At 71.1% G+C, this 23,022-nt stretch carries 8 protein-coding genes; all 8 read left to right on the plus strand.

What is annotated here, in order from left to right; genetic code table 11:
- Positions 1-6 precede the first annotated feature (6 nt).
- The 8 genes from ACFWYM_RS32800 to ACFWYM_RS32835 all read left to right on the plus strand — a co-directional run bounded on the left by ACFWYM_RS32800 (position 7) and on the right by ACFWYM_RS32835 (position 22,870).
- Positions 7-16,344 (plus strand): amino acid adenylation domain-containing protein, encoded by a 16,338-nt coding sequence (locus ACFWYM_RS32800; RefSeq protein WP_384845646.1) that lies wholly within the window; start codon positions 7-9, stop codon positions 16,342-16,344.
- 82 nt (positions 16,345-16,426) lie between these two features.
- Positions 16,427-16,642: an MbtH family protein gene (locus ACFWYM_RS32805; protein ID WP_384845648.1), complete on the plus strand. Its 216-nt coding sequence runs from the start codon at positions 16,427-16,429 to the stop codon at positions 16,640-16,642.
- A gap of 219 nt (positions 16,643-16,861) precedes the next feature.
- Complete coding sequence (locus ACFWYM_RS32810) at positions 16,862-17,080, plus strand: hypothetical protein (protein ID WP_384845650.1); 219 nt, start codon at positions 16,862-16,864, stop codon at positions 17,078-17,080.
- Positions 17,081-17,109: 29 nt separating this feature from the next.
- Positions 17,110-18,336 carry a cytochrome P450 gene (locus ACFWYM_RS32815; RefSeq protein ID WP_384845652.1) on the plus strand — a complete coding sequence of 409 codons (1,227 nt, stop codon included), beginning with the start codon at positions 17,110-17,112 and terminating at the stop codon, positions 18,334-18,336.
- Positions 18,337-18,487: 151 nt separating this feature from the next.
- Positions 18,488-19,516: an N-acetyl-gamma-glutamyl-phosphate reductase gene (gene argC / locus ACFWYM_RS32820; RefSeq protein ID WP_384845654.1), complete on the plus strand. Its 1,029-nt coding sequence runs from the start codon at positions 18,488-18,490 to the stop codon at positions 19,514-19,516.
- The gene (argJ, locus tag ACFWYM_RS32825; protein ID WP_384845656.1) at positions 19,513-20,664 is read left to right on the plus strand and encodes a bifunctional glutamate N-acetyltransferase/amino-acid acetyltransferase ArgJ; all 1,152 of its coding nucleotides are present in this window, start codon (positions 19,513-19,515) and stop codon (positions 20,662-20,664) included. The genes argC and argJ overlap by 4 nt, the downstream gene beginning before the upstream one ends.
- Before the next feature lie 77 nt (positions 20,665-20,741).
- Complete coding sequence (argB, locus tag ACFWYM_RS32830) at positions 20,742-21,671, plus strand: acetylglutamate kinase (RefSeq protein ID WP_384845718.1); 930 nt, start codon at positions 20,742-20,744, stop codon at positions 21,669-21,671.
- Entirely contained in the window at positions 21,668-22,870 is a 1,203-nt protein-coding gene (locus ACFWYM_RS32835; RefSeq protein ID WP_384845658.1) for an acetylornithine transaminase, read from the plus strand. Before argB ends, ACFWYM_RS32835 begins: the two co-directional genes overlap by 4 nt.
- Positions 22,871-23,022: the final 152 nt, after the last annotated feature.

The following is a 23,022-nucleotide window of genomic DNA, read 5'->3' on the forward strand; positions in this document are numbered from 1 at the left end:
TCCCAAGTGATCCCGTTGTCATTCGCTCAGCGCCGACTGTGGTTCATCGACAAGTTCGAAGGTCCATCGGCGACGTACAACGTGCCTCTCGCGCTGTGGTTGACCGGTGACCTGAACACTCAGGCCCTGGCGGCGGCGATCCAGGATCTGGTGGACCGCCACGAGAGCCTGCGGACGCTGCTGGTCGAGGAGCAGGGCGTGCCGTACCAGGACATCCTGGAGCCTGCCGCCGCCCGGATCGACGTGCCCGTCGTGGACGTCGACCCGGACGACGTGCAGGCGGCGATACGCGAGACCGTGTCCTACGCGTTCGCCCTGGACGCCGAGATACCGATCCGCGCCCGCATCCTGCGGCATGCGCCGGACGAGCACGTCCTCGTGCTCCTCTTCCACCACATCGCCGCCGACGGCGAGTCGGGCCTGCCGCTGCTGCGCGACCTGACGCTCGCCTACACGGCGCGTGCCGCCGGGCAGGAGCCGGACTTCCCCGAACTGCCGGTCCAGTACTCGGACTACACGCTGTGGCAACGGGATCTGCTGGGTGACGAATCCGACCCGGAGAGCGTCATCTCCACCCAGCTCGACTACTGGCGCGACGAGCTCGGCGGCATGTCGCAGCCGCTGGCGCTGCCCACCGACCGGATCCGTCCGGCGGTGGCCAGCCACCGCGGTGACACCGTCGAGTTCCACATCGCGCCCGAACTGCTCGCCAGGGCCGAGGAGATGGCCGGCGAGCGCGGCCTGACGATGTCGATGATGCTGCAGTCCGTGCTCGCGGTGCTGCTCAGCCGCCTCGGCGCGGGCGACGACATCCCGATCGGCGCCCCGATCGCGGGCCGCACCGACGAGGACCTCGCCGAGCTCGTCGGCTTCTTCGTCAACACCTGGGTCCTGCGCGTGCAGATGGCCGACAACCCGACCTTCGAGGAAGTCCTCGAGCAGGTCGGGGACAAGGCCCTGGCCGCCTACGACAACCAGGACGCGCCCTTCGAGCGGCTGGTGGAGATCCTCAACCCGGACCGCTCCACCGCGTACAACCCGCTGTTCCAGGTCCTGTTCGCCTGGCAGAACATCGGGCGGCCCGAGGTGGAGCTGCCGGGCCTGGAGGCGCGCCTGGAGTTCGACCAGCTCGACACCAAGACCGCCAAGTTCGACCTCGAGTTCAACATCGCCCCGGCGCATGACGGGCCGGGCGCGCGCGGCACCGTCGAGTACGCCCTGGACCTGTTCGACCGTGACACGGCCGCCGCGATCGGCGCCCGCTACGTGCGCGTCCTGGAGCAGGTCACCGCCGACCCGTCCATCGCGATCGGCTCGATCGACGTCCTGGACGACGCCGAGCGCGAGCGCCTCGTGCACGGCCTGAACGCCACCGCCGAGCCCACCCCCGACCTCGCCCTCGCCCAGCTCTTCGAGCGGCAGGTCGCCGCGACGCCGGACGCCGTCGCCCTCGAGTCCGGCGACGTCTGCCTGACGTACGCGGAGCTGAACGCGCGCGCCAACCGGCTCGCCCGTGAACTGGTCGGACGCGGGGTCGGCCCGGACCGGCTCGTGGCCCTGTCGCTGCCGCGCTCCGCCGAGCTGGTCACCGGCATGCTCGCGGTGCTGAAGGCGGGCGGCGCCTATCTGCCGATCGACCCCAAGTACCCGAGCCACCGCCTCGCGTACATCCTCGAGCACTCCGCGCCGCAGCTGATCCTCACCGACTCCGAGACGGTGTCGGTGCTGCCCGAGACCGAGCTGCCCGCCGTCTTCGTCGACCAGCTGGACCTGGACTCCGGCGACGCCACCGACCTTGCCGACACCGATCGGACCGGGGCGCTGCGGCCGGACGACCTTGCCTATGTGATGTACACGTCCGGCTCGACGGGCACGCCCAAGGGCGTCTCGATCACCAACCACAACGTGGTCAACGGCGTGCTCCGGCTCGCCGAGCGGGTGGGCATCCACGCGGGTTCGCGGACCCTGGCCGGCACGTCCATCAACTTCGACGTGTCCGTGTTCGAGATCTTCACGACGCTGACGCACGGCGGCACGGTCGAGGTCGTCCGCGACGTCCTCGTCCTCGGCGAGCGCGGCGGCTGGAGCGGCAGCGTCATCTCGACGGTGCCCTCCGTCTTCGCCGAACTCATCGACCAGATCGCCGAGTCCACGCAGGTGGAGACCCTGGTCTTCGCGGGCGAGGCGCTGTCGGCGACCTTCGCCGAGCGGGTGCGCGCCGCCTTCCCCGGCGTGCGGATCGTCAACGCGTACGGCCAGACCGAGTCCTTCTACGCCACCGCGTTCGCCGTGGACGGCGACGAGGACTGGCCGGCCGGCGGCGTCGCCCCGATCGGCACCCCGCTCGGCAACATGCGCACCTATGTCCTCGGCGAGGGCCTCACCCCCGTCCCCGCGGGTGTCGCCGGTGAGCTGTACGTCGCCGGAAACGTGGCCCGCGGCTACTACGGCCGCACCGACCTGACCACCGAGCGCTTCCTGCCCGACCCGTTCGTGCCGGGCGAGCGCATGTACCGCACCGGCGACCTGGCCCGCTGGAACAACGCCGGGCAGCTCGAATACGTCGGACGCGGCGACACCCAGGTCAAGGTGCGCGGCTTCCGCATCGAGCCCGGCGAGGTCGAGGCCGCCCTTGCCGCGCACCCCGGCGTCGCCCAGTCCGCCGTCGTCGTGCGCGAGGGCAAGGGCGGGGGCGGCAAGCAGCTGGTCGGCTATGTGGTGCCCGCCTTCACCAACACCTCCGACGCCGAAGTCGACATGCGGGCCGGCATCGAGTCCAAGGACCTGCGGCAGTTCATGTCGACGAAGCTGCCGGACTTCATGGTCCCGTCCGCCTTCGTCGTCCTGGAGAAGCTGCCGCTCACCCCGAACGGCAAGCTGGACCGCAAGGCGCTGCCCGAGCCGGAGTTCTCCGGCGGCGAGTACCGGGCGCCGCGCAGCGACGCCGAGAAGGTCCTGGCCGCCGTGTACGCGGAGGTCCTGGGCCTGGACCGGGTCGGCATCGACGACGACTTCTTCGCCGTCGGCGGCGACTCCATCCGCTCCATCCAGGTCGTCTCCCGCGCCCGCGCCCAGGGCTGGGAGGTCACCCCCCGGCAGATCTTCGAGCAGCGCACCGTCGCCGACCTCGCTACCGTCGCGGTGGCCGGGGGCGACGGCACCGGGCCTGTCCTGGAGGAGTTCGAGGGCGGCGGCACCGGCCTGTTCCCGCACCTGCCCATCGGCGAGTACATGCTCGGCCTCGGCGGCGGGCACAACCGGTTCTCCATGTCGCTCCTCGCCGAACTGCCCGTCGGCATCGACGCGTCGGGCCTGGCCGCCACCATCGGTGCGGTCCTCGACCACCACGACATCCTGCGCTCGCGCCTGGTCACCGAGGGCGAGGGCGGCCTCGTCGTCGCCCCGGCCGGGTCCGTGGACGCCGCCGGGCTCATCCGCCGGGTCGACGTCGACGGCCAGTGGGACACCCCTGCCTTCACGGAGCTCGCCGAGGCCGAACTCGACGCCGCCACCGGTCGGTTGGACACCGTCGCGGGCGTCATGGCGCAGTTCGTGTGGTTCGCGCCGCCCACCGGCGCGGGCCGCCTCCTGATCGCGCTGCACCACTTCGTCGTGGACGGAGTGTCCTGGCGCATCCTGCTGCCCGACCTCGCCGCCGCCTGGAAGGCCGTACGCGAGGGCAAGGCGGCGGAGCTCGACGCCGTCGGCACCTCGGTGCGCCGCTGGACGCACGCCCTGATCGAGGAGGCCAAGAGCCCCGAGCGGGTCGCCGAACTCCCCGTGTGGCAGGGCGTGTTGGACGGCCCGGACCCGCTGCTCGGCTCGCGTCCGCTGGACCCGGCCGTCGACACCCGCACCGCCCTGGACCACCTCCAGGTGCAGCTCGACCCGCAGGTCACCGAGGCGCTCCTCACCAAGATCCCCGGCGCCTTCCACGGCGGCGTCAACGACGGGCTGCTCGCCGCGCTCGCCGTGGCCGTCGCCAAGTGGCGCCGCACCAAGGGCATCGACGAGCCGTCCACGCTGATCAAGCTGGAGGGCCACGGCCGTGAGCAGGGCGTCGTCCCCGGCGCCGACCTGTCGCGCACCGTGGGCTGGTTCACCAGCCTCTTCCCGCTCCGCCTGGACCTGGCCGGCATCGACGTCGAGGACGCCTTCGCGGGCGGCCCCGCCGCGGGCAAGGCCGTCAAGGCCGTCAAGGAGCAGCTCCTCGCCATCCCCGACAAGGGCCTCGGCTTCGGACTGCTCCGCTATCTCAACTCCGAGACGGCCGCCTCCCTCGGGCAGCACTCCACCGGGCAGATCGGCTTCAACTACCTGGGCCGCTTCTCCGCCGCGGACATGCCCGAGAACCTGCGCGGACTCGGCTTCACCCAGATCGCCGAGATGGCCGCCCCGCTCGACGAGGACATGCCCGCCATGTCGACGCTCGAGATCAACTCGGCGGTCATCGACACCGAGCTCGGTGCGCAGCTGGACGCCGACCTGGGCTTCGCGCCCGGCGCGCTGGCCCGCGAGGACGTCGAGGAGCTCGCCGCGCTCTGGTTCGAGGCGCTCGCCGCCCTCGCCCGGCACGTCGAGACCCCCGGCGCCGGCGGTCTCACCCCGTCCGACCTGCCGCTGGTCAAGGTCAGCCAGCGCGACATCGAGCTGTGGGAGACGGTCTACCCCGGCATCGTCGACGTGTGGCCGCTGACCGCCCTGCAGTCCGGTCTGCTCTTCCACACGATGCTCAACGACGACTCCTGGGACGCCTACCAGATGCAGCTGGCGTTCCACGTCGAGGGCAGCGTGGACCCGGCCCGCATGCGCGCCTCCGGCCAGGCCGTCCTGGACCGCTACCCCAACCTGCGCTCGGCCTTCACCACCGACGCCGAGGGCAACCAGGTCCAGGTCATCTCCGACGGCGTCGAACTGCCGTGGGCCGAACTCGACCTGCGCGGCCTCGACGAGGCCGAACGCACCGAGAAGTTCGAGGAGTTCCTCCTCACCGACCACGCGCAGAGCTTCGACCCGGTCAACCCGCCCATGCTCCGCATGACCCTGGTGCGGATGACGCCGGACAGTGCCGAACTGGTCCTGACCGCCAACCACGTCCTGTTCGACGGCTGGTCCTTCCCGCTGCTGATGATGGACCTGCTGCACCTGTACGCGGCGAACGGCGACGCGTCCTCGCTGCCCCGCGTGCGCGGCTACAAGGACTTCCTGACCTGGCTGAACCAGCAGGACCACGACGCCACCGCCGCCGCCTGGGCGGCCGAGCTCGAGGGCGTCGACGAGCCGACCATGCTGCTGCCCGGCGCCCACGCGGAGTCCGGCAGCCAGGGCATCGACTCGGTCGACGTCGGCCTGCCGATGGACACGGTGCGCGAGCTCAACCGGCGCGCCTCCGAGCTCGGCGTCACCGTCAACACGCTGGTGCAGGGCGCCTGGGCGATCCTCGTCGGCCAGCTCACCGGGCGGCAGGACGTCGTGTTCGGCGCCACCGTCTCCGGCCGCCCGCCGGCGGTCACCGACGTCGACTCGATGGTCGGCCTGTTCATCAACACGCTGCCCGTACGCGTCGAGTTCGGGCCCGGCGACACCCTCGCCGAGCTGCTGCGCAACCTGCAGCACCGGCAGGCGGGGCTGCTCGACCACCACCACTACGGCCTGTCCGAGATCCAGCAGTCCACCGGGCTCAAGTCCCTCTTCGACACCCTGGTCGTCTTCGAGTCCTACCCGGTCGACCGATCCGGCATCGACGAGGCGCACGGGGCCGCCGGCATCGCCTTCACCGGCATCCGGCCCTCCACGGGCACGCACTACCCGCTGACCGTGATGGCGGACATGGATCCGCACCTGCGGCTCGCGCTCCACTTCCAGCAGCACGTCCTGGACCGGCCCGCCGTCGAGGTCATCGCGGCCCGCCTGGCCCGCATCATCGACCAGATCGCCGCCGACCCGACGCGCCGCGTCGGCCTGGTCGACGTGCTCGACGAGAGCGAGCGGGAGCAGCTGCGCCGGCTCAACAACACCGCCGCGGACACCCCCGAGGCGACGATCGTCGAGCTGTTCGAGCGCCAGGTCGCCGAGCGCCCCGAGGACACCGCCGTCGAGTCGGACGCGGTCTCGCTGACGTACGCGCAGCTCAACGCGCGCGCCAACCGCCTCGCGCGGGCCCTGGTGTGGCGCGGGGTGGGCCCCGAGTCCGTGGTCGCGGTGTCCCTGCCGCGCTCGACGGACCTCGCGGTCGCACTGCTCGCCGTACTGAAGGCAGGCGGCGCCTATCTGCCGATCGACCCCAAGTACCCGAGCCACCGGCTCTCGTACATCCTCGAGCACTCCGCGCCGCACCTGGTCCTCACCGACTCCGAGACCGTGTCGGTGCTGCCCGCGACCGAGTCGGCCCCGCTGTTCCTCGACGACCTCGTCGACCTGGAGCACGTCGAGCTCGGCGACGAGCTCGCCGGCGACCTGAGCGACGCCGAGCGCACGGCCGTGCTGCGCCCCGAGCACCTGGCGTACGTGATGTACACCTCGGGTTCGTCCGGCACCCCCAAGGGCGTCTCGATCACCCACCACAACGTCGTCAACGGCGTGCTGCGGCTCGCCGCGCGCGTCGGCATCGCGCCGGGCCGCAAGACCCTCGCCGGTACGTCGATCAACTTCGACGTGTCCGTGTTCGAGATCTTCACGACCCTGCTCTCGGGCGGCAGCGTCGAGATCGTCCGCGACGTCCTGGTGCTCGGCGAGCGCGACGAGTGGAACGGCAGCGTCATCTCCACCGTGCCGTCCGCCTTCGCCGAACTCGTCGACCAGATCGCCGACAAGGCGAGCGTCGACACCGTCGTCTTCGCGGGCGAGGCCCTGCCCGGCAACCTCGTCGAGCGGGTCCGCGGCGCCTTCCCCGGCGTCCAGGTCGTCAACGCCTACGGCCAGACCGAGTCGTTCTACGCCACCGCCTTCGGGGTCTCCGACACCGAGGAGTGGGAGGGCCCCGGCAGCGCCCCGATCGGTGTGCCGCTCGGCAACATGCGCACCTACATCCTCGGCCCGGGCCTGGCCCCGGTGCCGCCGGGCGCCGTCGGCGAGCTGTACATCGGCGGCACCCTCTCGCGCGGCTACCGCGGCCGCCCGGACCTGACCGCCGACCGGTTCGTCGCCGACCCGTTCGCCGAGACGCCCGGTGCCCGCATGTACCGCACCGGCGACATGGCCCGCCTCAACTCCGACGGCAAGCTGGAGTACGTGGGCCGCAGCGACACCCAGGTCAAGGTGCGCGGCTTCCGCATCGAGCCCGGCGAGGTCGAGGCGGCCATCGCCGCCCACGACCGCATCGACCGGGTCGCCGTCATCGCACGGCAGGGCGCGGGCACCAACTCCGGGAAGCTGCTTGTCGCTTACGTCGTCCCGGCCGAGGGCGGCCAGGAGGAGGCGCTCACCCTCGACGAGGTGCGGGCCTTCGCCGAGGACCGGCTGCCCGACTTCATGGTCCCGGCCGCGTTCGTGCTCATCGAGCGCCTCCCGCTGATGCCCAACGGCAAGCTGGACCGGGCGGCCCTGCCCGAGCCGGAGTTCTCCACCGTCGCCTACCGGGCCCCGCGCACCACCCGCGAGGAGACCCTCTGCACCCTGTTCGGCGAGGTCCTCGGGGCGGCCCGGGTCGGCATCGACGACGACTTCTTCGCGCTCGGCGGGCACTCGCTGCTCGCCACCCGCCTGATCAGCCGCATCCGCACCGAGCTCGGCGCGGAGGTCCCGATCAAGGTGGTGTTCGGCTCGCCGACGCCCGCGGAGCTCGCCTCGCACCTGTCCGCCGACACCCAGGTGCGGCCGCCGCTGGTCGCCCTGGAGCAGCGGCCCGAGCGGATGCCGCTGTCGTTCGCGCAGCGCCGCCTGTGGTTCATCGACAAGTTCGAGGGCCCCTCGGCGACGTACAACATCCCGCTGAACCTGCGGCTGCGCGGCTGGCTGGACGCGCCCGCGCTGACCGCGGCGCTGCAGGACGTGGTGGACCGCCACGAGAGCCTGCGCACCGTCTACCTGGTGGACCACGAGGGCGTGCCCTACCAGCAGGTGCTGCCCGTCGAGCGGGCCCGCCTGGACGTGCCGGTGGTGGACATCGCCGCCGGTGACCTGGCCGAGGCGATGCGGGAGTCGGCGGAGCACACCTTCGCCCTGAACTCCGAGATCCCCTTCCGGGCGCGCATCCTGCGCCTGGGCGCCGACGAGCACATGCTGTCCCTGGTGATCCACCACATCGCCAGCGACGGTGAGTCGATGGCCCCGCTGATCCGCGAGGTCTCCGCCGCCTACGCGGAGCGCCGCGAGGGCCGCGAGCCCGCGTTCGCGCCGCTGCCGGTGCAGTACGCGGACTACTCGGTCTGGCAGCGCGACCTGCTCGGCAACGACGACGACCCCAACAGCCTGCTCACCGCCCAGTCCACGTACTGGCGGGACATGCTCACCGGGTCGCCGCAGCCGCTGCAGCTGCCCACCGACCGGCCGCGCCCGCCGAAGGCGAGCCACCGCGGCGAGATGGTCGACTTCGTCGTCCCGGCCGAACTCCTGGCCAAGGTCGAGGAGTTGGCGCACGAGCACGACGTGACCATCTCGATGGTCATGCAGTCCGTCCTCGCGGTCCTGCTCCAGCAGCTCGGCGGCGGCGACGACATCCCGATCGGCTCGCCGATCGCGGGCCGCACCGACGAGGCGCTCGACGGCCTCATCGGGTTCTTCGTGAACACCTGGGTGCTGCGCGCGGACCTCGCGGGCAGCCCGACCTTCCTCGAACTCATCGAGCAGGTGCGGGAGAAGGCGCTCGGCGCCTACGACAACCAGGACGTGCCGTTCGAGCGCCTGGTGGAGATCCTCAACCCGGACCGCTCCACCTCGTACAACGCGCTGTTCCAGGTGATGTTCGCCTGGCAGAACTTCACCCAGGCCGACCTCGCGCTGCCGGGCCTGACCGTGGAGTTCGAGCCGGTGTGGACCGGCACCGCCAAGTTCGACCTGTTCTTCAACCTCACCGAGGCGGGCGACGAGGCGCACGGACTGATCGAGTACGCCACCGACCTGTTCGACCGCGACACCGTCGAGGACATCGCGTGCCGCTTCCTGCGCGTCGTCGAGCAGCTCACGTCCGACCCGGGCCAGCCCGTCGGCTCCGTCGACATCCTGGAGCCCGCCGAGCGCGAACTGGTCCTGCACGGCTTCAACGCCACCGCGGAGCCGACCCCGGACACGACGATCACCGGTCTGTTCGAGCGGCAGGCGGCGGCCACGCCGGACGCGGTCGCCGTCGAGGACGGCACCACGTCCCTGACGTACGCCGAACTCGACGCGCGCGCAGGCCGGCTGGCCCGCACCCTCGTCGAGCGCGGGGTGGGCAACGAGGACCTGGTGGCCCTCTCCCTGCCGCGCACCGTCGACCTGGCCGTCGGGATCCTCGCGGTCCTGAAGGCCGGAGGCGCGTATCTGCCGATCGACCCGAAGTACCCGAGCCACCGCCTGGAGTACATCCTGGGCCAGGCCGAGCCGCGCCTGGTCCTCACCGACTCCGAGACGGTGTCGGTGCTGCCCGCCACCGAGCTGCCCGCCCTGTTCGTCGACGGACTCGACCTGACACAGGGGGAGTCCACGCTCCCCGAGGGCACCGGACCGCAGCCCGGACAGCTGGCGTACGTGATGTACACCTCCGGCTCGACCGGCACCCCCAAGGGCGTCTCGCTCAGCCACCACAACGTGGTCAACGGCGTGCTCAGGCTCGCCGGGCGCATCGGCGTCGGCGAGGGCTTCCGCGCCCTGGCCGGCACGTCGATCAACTTCGACGTGTCCGTCTTCGAGCTGGTCACGACCCTCACCCACGGCGGCACGGTCGAACTCGTCCGCGACGTCCTGGTGCTCGGCGAGCGTGACGGCTGGACCGGCAACATGATCTCCACCGTGCCGTCCGCCTTCACCGAGCTGCTCGACCAGCTCGCCGGGCGCCTCCACGTCGACACCGTGGTCTTCGCCGGTGAGGCGCTGCCCGCGGGCCTGGTGGAGCGGATGCGGGAGGTCATCCCCGGCGTCCGCGTCGTCAACGCCTACGGCCAGACCGAGTCGTTCTACGCGACGACCTACGCCGTCGACCCCGACCAGCCCTGGGAGAACAACGGGGCGGCGCCGATCGGTTCGCCGCTCGGCAACATGCGCGCCTACGTGCTCGGCCCGGGTCTCACCCCGGCGCCCATCGGCACGGTCGGCGAGCTGTACATCGCCGGGAACATCTCGCGCGGCTACCGCGGCCGCCCGGACCTGACGGCGGAGCGCTTCGTCGCGGACCCGTTCGTCGGCACGCCGGGTGCCCGCATGTACCGCACCGGCGACCTGGCCCGCTGGAACCGGCACGGCCAGCTCGAGTACGCGGGCCGCGGCGACTCCCAGATCAAGGTCCGCGGCTTCCGTATCGAGCCCGGCGAGGTCGAGGCCGCCATCACGGCGCACCAGGGCGTCGCCCAGGCCGCCGTCGTGGCCCGCGAGATCGGCAGCGCCGGGGTCAAGCAGCTCGTCGGGTACGTGGTGCCCGTCGCCACCTCCGAGGGCACCGGTGAGAGCCTCGGCGACACCGACTTCGACATGACCGCCGGGCTCACCGCGAAGGACCTGCGCACCTTCGTCAACAGCAAGCTGCCCGAGTTCATGGTCCCGTCGGCGTTCGTGCTCCTGGAGCGGCTGCCGCTCACCCCGAACGGCAAGCTCGACCAGAAGGCGCTGCCCGAGCCGGAGTTCACCGGCGAGACCTACCGCGCCCCGCGCACCGACGAGGAGAAGATCCTCGCCGCCGTGTACGCGGACGTCCTCGGCCTCGACCGGGTCGGTCTCGACGACGACTTCTTCGCGATCGGCGGCGACTCCATCCGCTCCATCCAGGTCGTCTCCCGGGCCCGCGCGCAGGGCGTCGACGTCACCCCGCGCCAGATCTTCGAGCAGCGCACCGTCGGTGAGCTGGCGGAGGTCGCCACCAACCAGGCCGAGGCGATCGTCCTGGAGGAGTTCGAGGGCGGTGGCACCGGTCTCGTGCCGCTCCTGCCGATCACCCAGTACATGCTCGAACTGGGCGGCTCCTACGACCGGTTCTCCATGTCCCTGGCCCTGGACCTGCCCGCCGGCATCGACGAGCGGGGCCTGGTCGACACCCTCAACGCGGTCCTCGACCGGCACGACATCCTGCGCTCGCGCCTGGAGGTGAGCGGCGAGGGCGTCATGCACATCGACCCGCCGGGCACCCTGGACGCCGGGAAGCTGATCCACCGCGTGCCCTGCGACGGCGTGTGGGACGAGAGCTGGAAGCGGCTCGCCAAGGACGAACTCAACGCCGCCACCGGCCGGCTTGACCCGGTCGCGGGCGTCATGACGCAGTTCGTGTGGTTCGACGCGTCCGCGTCCGGCGCCGCCGGACGGCTGATCATCGCCCTGCACCACCAGGTCGTCGACGGCGTCTCGATGCGCATCATCGTCCCGGACCTCGCCGCCGCCTGGGAGAAGGTCCGCGAGGGCCAGAAGCCGGAGCTCGGCGCGGTCGGCACGTCCGTACGGCGCTGGACGCACGCCCTGATCGACGAGGCGAAGAGTGAGACGCGGCTCGCCGAGATGGACCTGTGGCGCTCCGTCCTTGAGGGCGGCGACCCGGTCCTCGGCTCGCGTTCCCTGGACCCGGCCGTCGACACCCGCTCCACGCTCGACCAGTTCGAGGTCAAGCTGTCCACGGCGGCCACCGATGCCCTGCTCACCAAGGTCCCGGCCGCCTTCCACGGCGGAGTCAACGACGGGCTGCTCGCCGCCCTCGCCCTCGCGGTCGCCAAGTGGCGCCGCACCAAGGGCGTCGACGAGCCGTCCACGCTGATCAAGCTGGAGGGCCACGGCCGCGAGCAGGACGTCATCCCGGGCGCCGACCTGTCCCAGACCATGGGCTGGTTCACGAGCATGTTCCCGGTGCGGCTCGACACCACGGGCTTCGACATCGACGAGGCGTTCGCCGGCGGCCCCGCCGCGGGCGGAGTGGTCAAGGCCGTCAAGGAACAGCTCCTCGCCATCCCCGACAAGGGCCTCGGCTTCGGCATCCTGCGCTACCTCAACGAGGAGACGGGTGCCGAGCTGAAGCAGCACTCCACCGGGCAGATCGGCTTCAACTACCTGGGCCGCTTCTCCTCGGCGGACATGCCCGAGCACCTGCGGGGCCTGGGCTGGACGCAGATCGCCGACGCGGACGGCCTCGACGCCGACCTGGACGCGACGATGCCCGCCATGTCCACCATCGAGATCAACTCGGCGGTCATCGACACCGAACTCGGCGCCCAGCTCGACGCCGTGGTGGGCTTCCCGAAGGGCGTCCTGAACCGCGCCGAGGTCGAGGAACTCATCGCCCTGTGGTTCGAGGCCCTGGAGGCCCTGACCCGGCACGTGGCCGACCCGAAGGCCGGCGGGCTCACCCCCTCCGACCTGCCGCTGGTCTCCGCGAGCCAGACGGACATCGAGACGTGGGAGGCCGCCTACCCGAACCTGGCCGACGTCTGGCCGCTGACCGCGCTCCAGTCCGGGCTGCTCTTCCAGTCCCTGCTGGACGCCGAGGACGACCACGACGCGTACCAGATGCAGATCGCCTTCCACGTCGCGGGCGTCGTCGAGCCCGCCCGGATGAAGGCGTCCGCGCAGGCGGTCCTCGACCGGTACAGCAACCTGCGCGCCGCCTTCACCACCGACAGCGAGGGCAACCAGGTCCAGGTCATCCCGGCCCGGGTCGACGTGCCCTGGCGCGAGGTCGACTTCAGCCACCTGTCCGCCGAGAACCGCAAGACCGCCTTCGAGGAGTTCCTCGCCGCCGACCACACCGAGAACTTCGACCCGGCCACCGCGCCGCTGGTGAGGTTCGCGCTGGTCAAGATGGGTGAGGACCGCTTCGAGCTGGTCCTGACGGCGCACCACGTGCTGTTCGACGGCTGGTCGTTCCCGGTGATCATGCAGGACCTGCTGCTTCTTTACGGGTCCTACGGAGACACCTCGGCGCTGCCGCGGGTGCGGGGCTTCCGCGACTTCCTGGTCTGGCTGGACAAGCAGGACCACGAGGCCACCGCGGCCGCCTGGGCCAAGGACCTCGCCGGGGTCGAGCAGCCCACCAAGCTCGCCCCCGGTGCGCCGGACAGCGACGAGGACGCAGGGATCGGCTCGGTCGACATCAGCCTGCCGATCGCCGAGGCCGCCGCCCTCAACCGGCGCGCCTCCGAACTCGGCGTCACCGTCAACACGTTGGTGCAGGGCGCCTGGGGCCTGCTGCTCGGTTCGCTGACGGGGGAGCGGGACGTCGTGTTCGGCGCCACCGTCTCCGGCCGCCCGCCCGCGGTCACCGACGTCGACTCGATGGTCGGCCTGTTCATCAACACCCTTCCCGTACGCGTCGAGTACGGGCCCGCGGAGACCCTCGCGGACCTGCTGAAGAACCTGCAGAAGCGGCAGGCCGCGCTGCTGGACCACCACCACTACGGGCTCGCCGAGATCCACCAGGTCCTCGGCGTGAAGGAACTCTTCGACACGCTCGTCGTCTTCGAGTCCTTCCCCGTCGACAAGGAGGCCCTGAACGAGGCCAACAACACCGGCGGGATCGCCTTCACCGGCATCCGCCCGCACTCGGGCACCCACTACCCGCTGACCGTGATGGCCGCGGCCGACCCGCACCTGCAGCTGATGCTGCAGTACAAGCAGGACGTCTACGACCGCCCCGAGGTGCAGACCCTCGCCGACCGTCTGGTGCGCGTCCTGCACCAGATCGCCGCCGACCCGGAGCTGCCGATCGCCCTGGTCGAGATCCTGGAGCCGGCCGAACACCACCGCGTCATCGAGGAGTTCAACGCCACCTTCGAGCCGACCCCGGACACGACCGTCACCGGTCTGTTCGAGCGGCAGGTGGCGGCCACGCCGGACGCGGTCGCCGTCGAGGACGGCACCACGTCCCTGACGTACGCCGAGCTCGACGCGCGCGCCAACCGCCTGGCCCGCGAGCTCCTCGCCCGCGAGGTGGGCCCGGAGCAGCTGGTGGCCCTGTCGCTGCCGCGCACCGTCGACCTGGTCGTCGGGATGCTGGCGGTGCTCAAGTCGGGGGCGGCGTATCTGCCGATCGACCCGAAGTACCCGAGCCACCGCCTGGAGTACATCCTCGGCCAGGCCGCGCCGCGCCTGATCCTCACGGACAGCGCGACGATCGGGGTGCTGCCGAAGACCTCCGTGGAGGCCCTGTTCGTCGACGAACTCGACCTGGAGAGCGGCGACGGGAGCGCGGTCGACGCCATCGAGGTGCACCCGGACCTGCTGGCGTACGTGATGTACACCTCGGGCTCCACGGGCACCCCGAAGGGCGTCTCGATCACCCACCACAACGTGGTCAACGGCGTGCTGCGGCTCGCCGAGCGGGTGGGCATCCGGCACGGCTCGCGCACCCTGTCGTCCACGTCGATCAACTTCGACGTGTCGGTGTTCGAGATCATCACGACGCTCACCCACGGCGGCACGATCGAACTCGTCCGTGACGTCCTGGTGTTGGGCGAGCGCGACGGCTGGGAGGGCAACGTCATCTCGACGGTGCCGTCCGCCTTCGCCGAGCTGCTCGACCAGCTCGAGGGCAAGCTGCGGGTCGACACGGTGGTGTTCGCCGGTGAGGCCCTGCCGCCCGCCCTGGTGCGGCGGATGCGGCAGACGATCCCGGGCGTCAAGGTCGTCAACGCCTACGGCCAGACCGAGTCGTTCTACGCGACCACGCACACTGACCAGGACGCCGACACCGGCAGTGCGCCCATCGGCTCCCCGCTGGGCAACATGCGCGCCTACATCCTCGGCCCGGGCCTGACCCCGGTGCCGCCGGGCGCGGTCGGCGAGCTGTACATCGGCGGCACCATCGGGCGCGGCTACCGCGGCCGCCCCGACCTGACCGCCGACCGGTTCGTCGCCGACCCCTTCGGCTCGACCCCGGGCTCGCGGATGTACCGCACCGGCGACCTGGCCCGCCTCAACGCCGACGGGCACCTGGAGTACGTCGGCCGCGGCGACAGCCAGATCAAGGTGCGCGGCTTCCGCATCGAGCCCGGCGAGATCGAGGCGGCCCTGACCACGCACCCGGACGTCCACCAGGCGGCCGTGGTCGCCCGTGAATCGGCGGCCGGCGTCAAGCAGTTGGCGGCGTACGTGGTGCCGGTGGCCGGAGCCGAGGGTCCTGCTGTGGAGGAGCTGCGGGCGTACGCGGACGAGAAGCTGCCGGACTTCATGGTCCCCGCGGCGTTCGTCGTCCTGGAGCGGCTCCCGCTCGCCCCGAACGGCAAGCTGGACCGCGCGGCACTCCCGGAGCCGGAGTTCACCGGCGAGGAGTACCGGGCCCCGCGCACGGACCGGGAGGCGGCGCTCGCCGCCGTGTTCGCCGAGGTCCTCGGCCTGGAGCGGGTCGGCATCGACGACGGCTTCTTCGCCCTGGGCGGCCAGTCGCTGCTCGCGGCCCGGCTCAACCGGCGCATCCGGGCCGAGCTGGAGGTGGAGCTGCCGATGCGGGCGATCTTCGAGATGCCCACGGTCGCCTCGCTCGCCGCGTACCTGGAGTCGGACGCGCCGGCCAAGGAGAACGCGGACCCGTTCGCCCGCGTGATGCCCATCAAGACCGGCGGGGACAAGGAGCCGCTGTGGTTCTGCCACATCACCAGTGGTCTGGTGTGGCCGTACCTCTCCTTCAGCACCGCGCTGCCCGCGGACCGGCCCGCCTACGGGCTCCAGTCGCCCGGCTTCCACAAGACGGCGCCCGCCGAGTCCATGCGGGAGCTGGTGGTGAGCCACGTCGAGCAGATCTTCGCGATGCAGCCGGAAGGCCCGTACTTCCTGGTCGGCTGGTCCTTCGGCGGCATCCTCGCCCAGGCGGTGGCGGCCGAGATACAGCGGCGCGGCGGTGAGGTGGCGCTGCTCGCGCTCCTCGACTCCGCACCGGCCAGCCACTTCGCGAACGACCCGGACCGCGAGCTGGAGCATGTGCGGGCCTCGCTCGGACAGTTCGCGGGCAACCTCATCGACGGCGACGAGACCAGCCTCCTCGATGTGACGTCGGAGTTCGTCGTCAGGTCCCTGAACATGCTGAAGCGGTACGAGCAGCCGGTGTTCGAGGGAGATGTCCTGTTCTTCAACGCGACCCGGAACCCGGAGGCCCCGTACATGGCCCAGTGGGCGCCGTACATCACCGGCGAGTTGGAGGTGCACGACCTCGAGTGCACCCACAACGAGATGTGCCGGCCGGAGCAGGCCGCGACGATGGGCGCCCACATCGCCCGCCGGCTCGGCCGGTCCGCCGACCAGTAGAAGCCACCCAAGAGAACCCAAGAGAACCCAAGAGAACTCAAGCGAACCCAAGAGAACCCAAGAGAATCGGAGTACACCCACCATGAGCACCAACCCGTTCGACGACGCCGACGGCCAGTTCCACGTCCTGGTCAACGACGAGGAGCAGTACTCGCTGTGGCCGACCTTCACGGATGTCCCCGCCGGCTGGCGCGTGGCCTTCAACGAGGGCAGCCGCACCCAGTGCCTGGAGTACATCGAGGAGAACTGGACGGACATGCGTCCCAAGAGCCTGCGTGAGGCGATGAACGCGGCCTGACGGCCGACGTCTGACCTCCGAAGTTCCAGACCGCACGGTACGGAAATCGGAGCGAAGTCTCCCTCATAGGCAGTCACTGAAGCAGCCGCGCCCCGGCCCACGGGGTGCGGCTGCTCCGTTTTGTCCAGGTGGGCCAAGGCCAAGACGGGGGTAAAAGTTCGGCCAGGAGGACTAGAAAAAAACCTTCGGTCTGGTATTTTTTTAGTCGGGCCCCAGAGGGTGCGTCTCAGGACGACGACCGAAACGGCCGACGTGTGCTCCGTCGCCCGCCCGGCCGCCGAGGCCGCGCCCGAGCATGAGGGGGTGCTCGGACGCGGCCCCGGCGCCGCCGGGGCCCGCAGCGTCACCACGCCCCCGGACGGCGGCGCCCGCCTCCCCGCAGCCGCCGTCCGCACCGCCCCGCGCTCCGGCCGGCCCCGGTCCGTGGCGACCCCATGACTGATGAGAGAACCCGAAGGAGAACGATCGTGTCGGAGCAAGTCGTCAGCCTGACCTCGGAGATCGTGAGTGACCCGGCCCAGTACACGGAACTGCGCGAGCAGGGCCTGACCCGTGCCACGCTGCCCGACCTGGAGACCCCGGTCTGGCTCATCACCCGCTACGAAGAGGCGAAGGCGGCCCTGTCCGACCCCCGCTTCGTGCGCGACAGCAGCAAGCTGCCGGGCCAGGACGGGCCGAGCATCGCCGACCAGATGATCGAGGCGTACGGGCTGCCCGCCGACTACAGCCCGTACCTCGGGATCCTCGTCCTCGCCGACGGCGAGGAGCACGCCCGGCTGCGGAACCTGATCACGCGCTCCTTCACGGCCCGCCGCATAGCGGGCCTCCGCCCGCAGATCGAGCAGATCGTCGACGACCTCTACGCGAAGCTCTCCGCCAAGGGCGAGGGCGACCTCCTGGAGGAGCTCGGCTACCCCCTCGCGGCGACCGTTATCTGCGAGCTCATCGGCATCGACCAGCAGCACCACGCGCAGATGACCAAGTGGATCCGCGAGTACGCCTCCGGCGACCCGGAGCTGTTCATCCCGGCCCTCAAGGGCATGGTCGAGCACTGCAAGGACCTGATCGTGCGGCGCCGCGAGGAGCCCGCCGAGGACCTCATCTCCGAGCTCGTGCGCGCCGCCGACGAGGAGGAGGACGCGCTCACCGAGACCGAGATCGTCGCGGTGTTCCTGCTGCTCATCAACACGGGCATCACCCCGCCGGCCACGTTCATCTGCGACTCGATCCTGACGCTGTTCGACCACTCCGAGCAGCTCGACAAGCTGCGCCAGGAGCCGGAGCTGCTCGCCACCCGCGCCATTCCCGAGCTGCTCCGCTTCACCAGCCCGGTCCCGATGGGGGCGCCGCTGTACGCCACCGAGGACATGGAGTTCGGCGGCTGCCCGATCAAGCAGGGCGACGTCGTCACGGGCTCCCTGATGGGCGTGAACCACGACCCGGCCGAGTTCGACGCGCCGGACAAGCTGGACATCTCCCGCAAACTCGGCCGCGGTGTGGGCCACTTGGCGCTCGGTCACGGCGCGCACTACTGCATCGGCGCGGCCCTCGCCCGCCTGGAGACCGAGGTCGTCCTGGACCGGCTGCTGATCAAGCACGACGGTCTGGAGCTCGCGGTTCCGCGCGACGAGCTGGTGTACAAGCCGCTGCCCGGTGAGGGCATTCACCTCGCCGCGCTGCCCGTGCGCTTCTGAAGCGCGCCGGGTATTCCGGCAGGTCACAAGGGTCGGCCCGGCATCCGGGCCGACCTTTTTGCTGTTCGTTGTTTTGACATGGGCATGGCGAGACCTCTTTCGGGGGCTCTTCTCCGCCAGGTACAAAACTGATCTGCGACCGGGAGGATTCATGACAGTGCGAGCAGCCGTTGCCGGAGCCAGCGGGTACGCGGGAGGTGAGCTCCTGCGCCTGCTTCTCGCCCACCCCGAGGTGGAGATCGGCGCCCTGACCGGAAACTCCAACGCGGGCCAGCGCCTGGGGAGCCTCCAGCCGCACCTCGGCCCGCTGGCCGACCGCGAACTGGAGAAGACGGAGCTCTCCGTCCTGGCGGGGCACGACGTGGTGTTCCTCGCCCTGCCCCACGGACAGAGCGCAGCCGTCGCCGAGCAACTCGGCCCGGACGTCCTCGTCGTGGACTGCGGCGCGGACTTCCGCCTGAACGACGCCGCCGAATGGGAGCGCTTCTACGGCACCCCGCACGCCGGCACCTGGCCCTACGGCCTGCCCGAACTGCCCGGTGGACGCGAGGCGCTGCGCGGGGGCAAGCGCATCGCGGTGCCGGGCTGCTACCCCACCGCCGTCACGCTCGCCCTGTTCCCGGCCTACGCCGCGGACCTGGCCGAGCCCGAGGCGGTCGTCGTGGCCGCCTCCGGCACCTCCGGCGCCGGCAAGGCACCCAAGCCGAACCTCCTCGGCGCCGAGACGATGGGCAACATGACTCCGTACGGCGTCGGCGGCACGCACCGGCACACGCCGGAGATGATCCAGAACCTCAGCGCCGCGGCCGGGACCCGCGTCGGCGTCTCCTTCACGCCGACGCTCGCCCCGATGCCGCGCGGCATCATCGCCACCTGCTCCGCCAAGGCCAGGCCGGGAGTCACGGCCGAGGACGTCCGCGCCGCGTACGAGAAGGCCCTCGCCGACGAGCCGTTCGCCCGGCTCCTGCCCGAGGGCACCTGGCCCACCACCGCCGCCGTGGTCGGCTCCAACGCCGCGCACATCCAGGCCGTACTCGACGAGTCCAACGGCCGGATCATCGCGATCAGCGTCATCGACAACCTCACCAAGGGCACCGCGGGCGGCGCGGTGCAGAGCATGAACATCGCCCTCGGCTTCCCCGAGGACCAGGGGCTCTCGACGATCGGAGTCGCACCGTGAGCGTCACCGCAGCCAAGGGATTCACGGCCGCCGGGACCACCGCCGGGATCAAGCAGAAGGGCACGCCGGACCTCGCCCTCGTCGTCAACACCGGCCCGAGCCGCGCCGCCGCCGGAGTCTTCACCTCCAACCGGGTCAACGCCGCCCCCGTGAAGTGGTCCCGCCAGGTCCTCGCGGGCGGCCAGGTCAGCGCCGTCGTCCTCAACTCCGGTGGCGCCAACGCCTGTACCGGCCCCGAGGGGTTCTCCGATACGCACGCCACCGCCGAGCAGGTGGCCACGGTCCTCGGCCACGACGCCGGCCAGATCGCGGTCTGCTCGACCGGGCTGATCGGCATCCGGCTGCCGATGGACAAGCTGCTGCCCGGCATCGAGAAGGCGGCCGGTGAACTGTCCGACGAGGGCGGCGAGTCGGCGGCCGTCGCCATCAAGACCACGGACTCCGTGCACAAGCAGGCCGCGGTCACCCGCGGCGGCTGGACCGTCGGCGGCATGGCCAAGGGCGCGGGCATGCTCGCCCCCGGCCTCGCCACGATGCTGGTGGTCCTCACCACCGACGCCGACGTCGACGCCGGTGTCCTGGACCGGGCGCTGCGCGGCGCGACCCGCACCACCTTCGACCGGGTCGACTCCGACGGCTGCATGTCCACCAACGACACCGTGCTGCTGCTCGCCTCCGGTGCTGCCCAAGTCACCCCGGACGAGGCCGAGTTCGCCGAGGCCGTGCACACGGTCTGCGCCGACCTGGCCCGGCAGCTCATCGGCGACGCCGAGGGCTCCAGCAAGGACATCCGTATCGAAGTGACGGGTGCCGCGACCGAGGACGACGCCGTCGAGGTGGGGCGCACCATCGCCCGCAACAACCTCCTCAAGTGCGCCATCCACGGCGAGGACCCCAACTGGGGCCGCGTCCTGTCCGCCATCGGCACCACCTCCGCGACCTTCGACCCCGACGAACTGAACGTCGCCATCAACGACGTATGGGTCTGCAAGAAGGGGTCCGTCGGAGAAGACCGCACCCTCGTGACGATGCGCGGCCGCGAGGTCCGCATCACCGCCGACCTGGCAGCGGGCAGCGAGTCCGCCGTCATCTGGGCCAATGACCTCACCGCCGAGTACGTCCACGAGAACAGCGAGTACGCCTCATGAGCGCTCTTACGTCTCTCCTCGACACCGTGCCGGACACCACCACCGTCACCGCCGCCAACGACCGCAAGCGCGCGGCGATGCCCAAGGCCCACACTCTGATCGAGGCGCTGCCCTGGATGGCGCGCCACCATGGCAAGACCGTCGTGATCAAGTTCGGCGGGAACGCGATGGTCAACGATGATCTGAAGGCGGCGTTCGCCGAGGACATCCTGTTTCTGCGGCACGCGGGCCTGAACCCGGTCGTGGTGCATGGCGGGGGTCCGCAGATCAGTGCGCAGTTGGAACGCCTGGGCATGGACAGTGAGTTCAAGGCCGGGCTGCGGGTCACCAATGACGAGACCATGGACGTCGTACGGATGGTCCTGGCGGGTCAGGTGCAGCGCGAGCTGGTGGGTCTGCTGAACGAGCACGGTGGGCACGCGGTCGGCATGACCGGTGAGGACGCCCGCCTGATGACGGCCATCAAGTGCTATGCCGAGGTGGACGGGAAGTCCGTGGACATCGGTCGGGTCGGCGAGGTCGCCGATGTGGATGCCGGGGTGGTGCAGGCGCTCATCGACAACGGCCGTATCCCTGTCATCTCCTCCATCGCGCGTCCGGTGGATGCCAAGGACGCTGCCGGTGGTGGGGTGTTCAACGTGAACGCGGACACCGCCGCCGCGGCCCTCGCGGCCGCACTTGGCGCGGAAATGCTGATGATCCTCACCGATGTCGAGGGCCTGTACGCGAACTGGCCCCACAGCGAAGAAGTCATCTCCAAGCTGAGCGCCAGCGAGCTGGAGACGGTCCTGCCCGAACTGGCCAGCGGGATGATCCCGAAGATGGAGGGCTGCCTGCACGCCGTGCAGGGCGGCGTGGGCACCGCCCGCGTCATCGACGGCCGGGTGAAGCACTCGCTCCTGCTGGAGATCTTCACCGACGAGGGCATCGGCACCATGGTCGTGCCCGACGAGAAGCGTGCCGAACGCGCGGCGCCCGTCCACTACTTCGAGGAGAAGGCGGCATGAACGGCGGCCCCTCCGGCCCGCACGGCGGCACCGACAACCGCGCTCTGGCCGATCGCTGGCAGAGCTCGATGATGGACAACTTCGGCACCCCGCGCCTGCCCCTGGTCCGCGGCCAGGGCGTCAAGGTCTGGGACGCCGAGGGCACGCGGTACCTCGACTTCCTCGGCGGCATCGCGGTCAACTCGCTCGGCCACGCCCACCCGGCGTTCGTCGAGGCGGTGTCGCGTCAGCTGACGTCGCTCGGCCACGTCTCGAACTTCTTCATCGCCGAGCCCACCGTCGCCCTCGCCGAGCGCCTCCTGGAGCTGACCGGCCGCCCCGGCCGCGTCTACTTCTCCAACTCCGGCGCCGAGGCCAACGAGGCCGCCTTCAAGATGGGCCGCCTCACGGGCCGCAGGCACATGGTCGCCGCCGACGGCGGCTTCCACGGCCGCACCATGGGCGCCCTGTCGCTGACCGGACAGCCCGTCAAGCGCACCCCCTTCGAGCCGCTGCCGGGAGCCGTCTCGTACGTCCCCTACGGCGACACCGAGGCTCTGCGCGCCGCCGTCACCGAGGAGACCGCCTTCGTCATCCTGGAGCCGATCCAGGGCGAGAACGGGGTGATCCCGCCCCCGCCCGGCTATCTGAGCGCCGCCCGCGAGATCGCCTCGGCCAAGGGCGCCCTGCTCATCCTGGACGAGGTGCAGACCGGCATCGGCCGCACCGGGCACTGGTACGCGGCCCAGGCCGAGGGCGTCGAGGCCGACGTCGTGACCCTCGCCAAGGGCCTGGGCGGCGGCCTCCCCATCGGCGCCACCCTCGCCTTCGGACCGGCCGCGGAGCTGCTCACCCCGGGCGCGCACGGCTCCACCTTCAGCGGCAACCCGCCGGTGTGCGCAGGGGCGTTGGCGGTCATCGACACCATCGAGCGCGACGGTCTCCTCGCCAACGCCAAGACGCAGGGCGAGCGGCTGCGTGCCGGGGTCGCGGCCCTGGGCCACCCCCTGGTCGAGGAGGTGCGCGGCGAGGGCCTGCTCATCGGCATCGCGCTGCGCGAGCCGCGCGCGGCCGAGATCCAGCAAGCCGCCCAGGACCGGGGCCTGTTGGTGAACGCGGCCAAGCCGGACGTCATCCGGCTTGCCCCGCCGCTGATCCTCGACGACGACGAAGTCGGCACGTTCCTCGCGGAGTTCCCGTCGGCGCTGCCGGCCAACTGACCTGGGCCCCGGGGCCAACGACGTCCCCGGGGCCCGACCTCGCACAGGCGCTCACCCACAGCGCCGCACCTCCAGGCGCCCATCCTCAGCGCCACCCTCGCGCGCCCATCCTCAGCGCCGCTTCCGAGCGCCCTACCCGGCACTCACGACAA

The sequence above is a fragment of the Streptomyces sp. NPDC059009 genome (genome assembly GCF_042740175.1).
GTDB lineage: Bacteria > Actinomycetota > Actinomycetes > Streptomycetales > Streptomycetaceae > Streptomyces.